Source organism: Natrinema soli (assembly GCF_028618695.1).
Window position 1 is genome coordinate 1 of record NZ_JAQIVI010000480.1, and the last position, 3771, is coordinate 3771.

Sequence of the window (3771 nt, forward strand, 5' to 3'; positions counted from 1 at the left end):
TCGCTGACCGCGCCGAGCAGGGCCAGCGCGCGGCGAGCGCGGGTCCGCCGCCAGGATTCCTCACGATGTTCGTAGGTTCGAATCCCGCGGAGGAAGTCCGTCTTGGAGAACTCCGGCCAGAAGGGCGTACAGAAGAAGACGGCCGCCTCGTTGCCGTTGGCGTGCCACGGGAGGAAGTTCGACGTTCGCTCGTCGCCGCCGGGTCTGATGATGAGGTCGACGTCTCGAACCGGCTGGTCGTACAGCCGGCGCTCGATGTCTTCGACGTCGATCTCGTCGGGCTCGAGGTCGCCCGTTTCGACGCCCGCCGCGACCCCGCGGGCGGCCTCGAGCAGTCGCGAGCGGCCGCCGTAGGCGAGCGCGATGTTGAGGACGAACTGATCGTAGCCGCACGTGCGCCGTTCGGCGTACTCGACGGCGTTTTGAACCCGCTCGGGAAGCATCTCCGTTTCGCCGATGGCGCGGATGCAGACGTCGTTCTCGTGGACGCGGTCGGCGTCCGCGAACTCGTGGAGCTTCTCACAGAGGAGGTCGAACAGCGCCTCGTTTTCCTCCGCCGGCCGCTCGAAGTTCTCCGTCGAGAACGTGTACAGCGTCAGCTCCTCGACGCCGATATCCTGACACCAGTCGAGGACGCGTTCGGTCGTTTCGGCACCGGCCCGGTGGCCCTCGTGGGCGTTGCCGCCCCGATGGCGGGCGTACCGTCGGTTCCCGTCCTGAATCACTGCGACGTGTGTCGGCGCGCCGGAGATCTCCCTGGAGAGCAGCCGCTCGTAGGCCGAATCGACACGTTGACGGAGCCACCGCTTCATTACTCGGGGAAAAGTTACCTAGACCTATGATTCTTGCGTGTCATCCTCCGTCAGCGAGACGGAGCGACACCCTCACGGCCCCGGGCGTGAGACGGAACACTGTCAGTCGGTGTCGGCGCACCTGGGATCGTCCCGCGGTTGCGCCGGGAATCCGGTACAGCAATCCGTCTGAAGGCGGGTTCGGTCTCTCCGGGACGGTTCACTCGCGCCGTCGGAATCGTGACGGCTATCAGGCCGGCCCCGTAGATTCCGATAATGACGAACACCAACTCCGACGCGCTCGACGAGGATCTCTACCGGCGGACCAGGGCGCTGCTCGAGCCCGGCGACATCGCCCTCAACGGAGCAATCGTCCACACCGACTACGATGGCAGCGAGGACGTGCAGATGATGCAGGCGACGATCGACGTCGGCGATATCATCGCCGAGCAGTCGGGATACGACCCGCAGGACTGCTACGTCTACTCGGGCAACGACGACACCGACTTCTCCTCGAACCAGCACCAAGGGCTCACGCTTGAGGACGAGGAGTTCGTCTGGGAGTGCCAGCAACTGCTGCGCGAGGGGAGTTTCGACATCGTCATCTACTACGAGGCGAACGCGGACCACGAGGCGATCCTCGAGGGAATTCGAGCGCTCGGTTTCGACGTGACGGGCGTCGAAGGGTAATTGTCACTCCCCAGTGGTCGGGCTGCTTCCGACACCGACTGAAAAACGATTTGAATCCCAAGAGGCTAGAATAACAGCAAGGAATCGTACAGTGACTGTTACAAGACCACAGATTGTAAAGATTATACATAAATAAAGAGATCTACTCTCCATATAATTATCTTATTCTACGAATTTTTGGGGGAGAATATATGGTAGAATGATTGCCACAATCCCGGCCATAGTGTAAAGTAATAAGACTATGAAAGAATCCATCTCCCATAAATAGAACCAGACGCCAACACCAATAGAAGAACAGCCAATAATCCATAATAGCATTCTATTGTTTACATGCTTATATGGAATTAAGAGGGATACAACAATTAGCACTCCGTATAAAAATAGCGCAGGTAGTGATGTACTGAATCGCCCCAAAACCACTATTAAAGCAATCAATCTAATTGTTAAAAAGAGCTTTGTATTAAAATTTCCTTTCAGTAACCCCATACTCTATGATTTTCTATCTATATTAATAGAATTTTCGTTCTACAAACCAAATCGACACTCGCTAGTCGTTGCGCCAACGGTCCTCTCCGATACGACCAATGACATGGCCGCCACGTGCAACAAGAACTTCGGTCCCATCGCGCCGGTCATCCCGTTCTCGGACATCGACAAGGCCGTCGAATCCCACAACGCCGTCGAGTACGGCCTCTCCGGTTCCATCCATGCCGGCGACGTCAGCGCTGGCGACGGATCGCTGATCGCCTCGAGACCGACATGGTCACGTCAAGATCGCCCGGGCAACGACGAGGCCCACGTCTCGTTCAGCGGCACCGACGCCTCCAGCGTCGGCGGCTACAACAACGGACTTCCTTGAGGATATTACCGAGAAGAAGTGGATCTCGCTGCAACACGAGGACCGCGAGTATCTCTTCTGAACGGCGGTCGAGTGGGAGCGAAGCGGCGGGGTAACTGATTCCCGACGCGTTTTCCGCGTTTTCGTATCGGTTACGTTCACTATCGCCGTCGACCGGTACCGTCCGGTTCGCTTATATCCGGCGCGTCCCGACCGTCACCTATGACTACGGACATCGACCTCACGGAGCGCGAGCGGGCGGTCGTCAATGCCTTTCAGGGCGGCTTCCCCGTCGTGGAACGGCCGTTCGAGCCCGCCGCGGCCGCCATGCGCGAGCACGGGGTCGACATCGGCGCAGCGGAACTGCTCGAGACGATTCAGGACCTCGACGAGCGCGGTGTTCTCTCGCGGTTCGGAGCCCTCGTCAACGCCCAGGAGATCGGCGGCGCGGCGACGCTGGTCGCCATGCACGCCCCCGCGGACCGGTTCGACGAGATCGTCGAGCGGGTCAACGACCACCGCGAGGTGGCCCACAACTACGAGCGCGAGCATCCGCACTTGAACGTCTGGTTCGTCGTCTCGGTGGCCGATGAGGATCGCGTCGAGAAGGTGCTGGCCGAAATCGAGGACGAGACGGGCCAGACGACGTACAACCTCCCCAAACGACAGGAGTTCCGCGTCGAGGCCAAGTTCTACGTCGACGGGCCGTTCGACGGCGATGGCGACACCGAAGCCGCCGGGATCGACTGTTCGGATCTCGGCCCCGACGTGACGCCGACCGACGAATCCGCGCTCACGCCGGCCGAACGGGACCTCGTCCTCGAGATACAGGACGGCTTCCCGCTCACCGAGACGCCGTACGCGGACGTGGTCAAGGCGATCGATCAGGACGTCGAGTGGGTGCTCGAGACGATCAAACGGTTCGAGCGCGAGGAGAAAATTCGGCGGATCGGCGTCGTACCGAACCACTACGCGCTGGGCTACACGGAGAACGGAATGACGGTCTGGAACGTGCCGGACGAGGTCGTCCCCGAGGTCGGCCCCGAAGTCGCCGCGTTGCCCTTCGTCACCCACTGCTATCAGCGCCCGCGCCACGAAGGCGTCTGGCCGTACAACTTCTTCGCGATGACGCACGGTCGCAGCGAGGCCGAGAGCCAACGGCGCATCGAGCAGGTCCGCGAGACCATGAGCGAGTACTGGGACGTGACCGACGACGACTGGGACTCCCTGTTTTCGACGCAAATATTGAAGAAAACCGGCATTCGGATGGCGGAGCGCGCCGATGCTAATACCAGAGAGCGGTAACGACGGACAGACGGAACCCTTTAGACACGATGATTCCACTTTTGCACGATTTCACGAACGCGACGGTGCTCGTCTTCGGCGGCGGCCACGTCGGTGCCCGGAAGGCCCGGCGGTTCGCCCGCGAAGCGCGGGTGCTCGTCGTCAGCC

Annotated in this window: 5 protein-coding genes; 4 read left to right on the forward strand and 1 reads right to left on the reverse strand. The window is 60.6% G+C overall.

Translation table 11 applies throughout. The features are described 5' to 3' along the window. Positions 1-812: polyprenyl diphosphate synthase (uppS, locus tag PGX04_RS24510; RefSeq protein WP_273740894.1), on the reverse strand; the 812-nt coding region annotated here is incomplete at its 3' end. A gap of 255 nt (positions 813-1067) precedes the next feature. Here uppS and PGX04_RS24515 point away from each other — a divergent pair. The 4 genes from PGX04_RS24515 to PGX04_RS24530 all read left to right on the forward strand — a co-directional run. After that, the gene (locus PGX04_RS24515; protein WP_273740895.1) at positions 1068-1481 is read left to right on the forward strand and encodes a DUF5778 family protein; all 414 of its coding nucleotides are present in this window, start codon (positions 1068-1070) and stop codon (positions 1479-1481) included. Positions 1482-2070: 589 nt separating this feature from the next. Continuing rightward, positions 2071-2340, forward strand: a complete 270-nt coding sequence (locus PGX04_RS24520; RefSeq protein ID WP_337959487.1) for an aldehyde dehydrogenase family protein — start codon at positions 2071-2073, stop codon at positions 2338-2340. Positions 2341-2541: 201 nt separating this feature from the next. Beyond that, on the forward strand, positions 2542-3624 hold the full coding sequence (gene ahbB / locus PGX04_RS24525; RefSeq protein ID WP_273740896.1) for a siroheme decarboxylase subunit beta: 1083 nt from the start codon (positions 2542-2544) through the stop codon (positions 3622-3624). A 29-nt stretch (positions 3625-3653) separates the two neighbouring features. Beyond that, positions 3654-3771, forward strand: a 118-nt coding sequence (locus tag PGX04_RS24530; RefSeq protein ID WP_273740897.1) for an NAD(P)-dependent oxidoreductase, incomplete at its 3' end; no start/stop codon positions are given.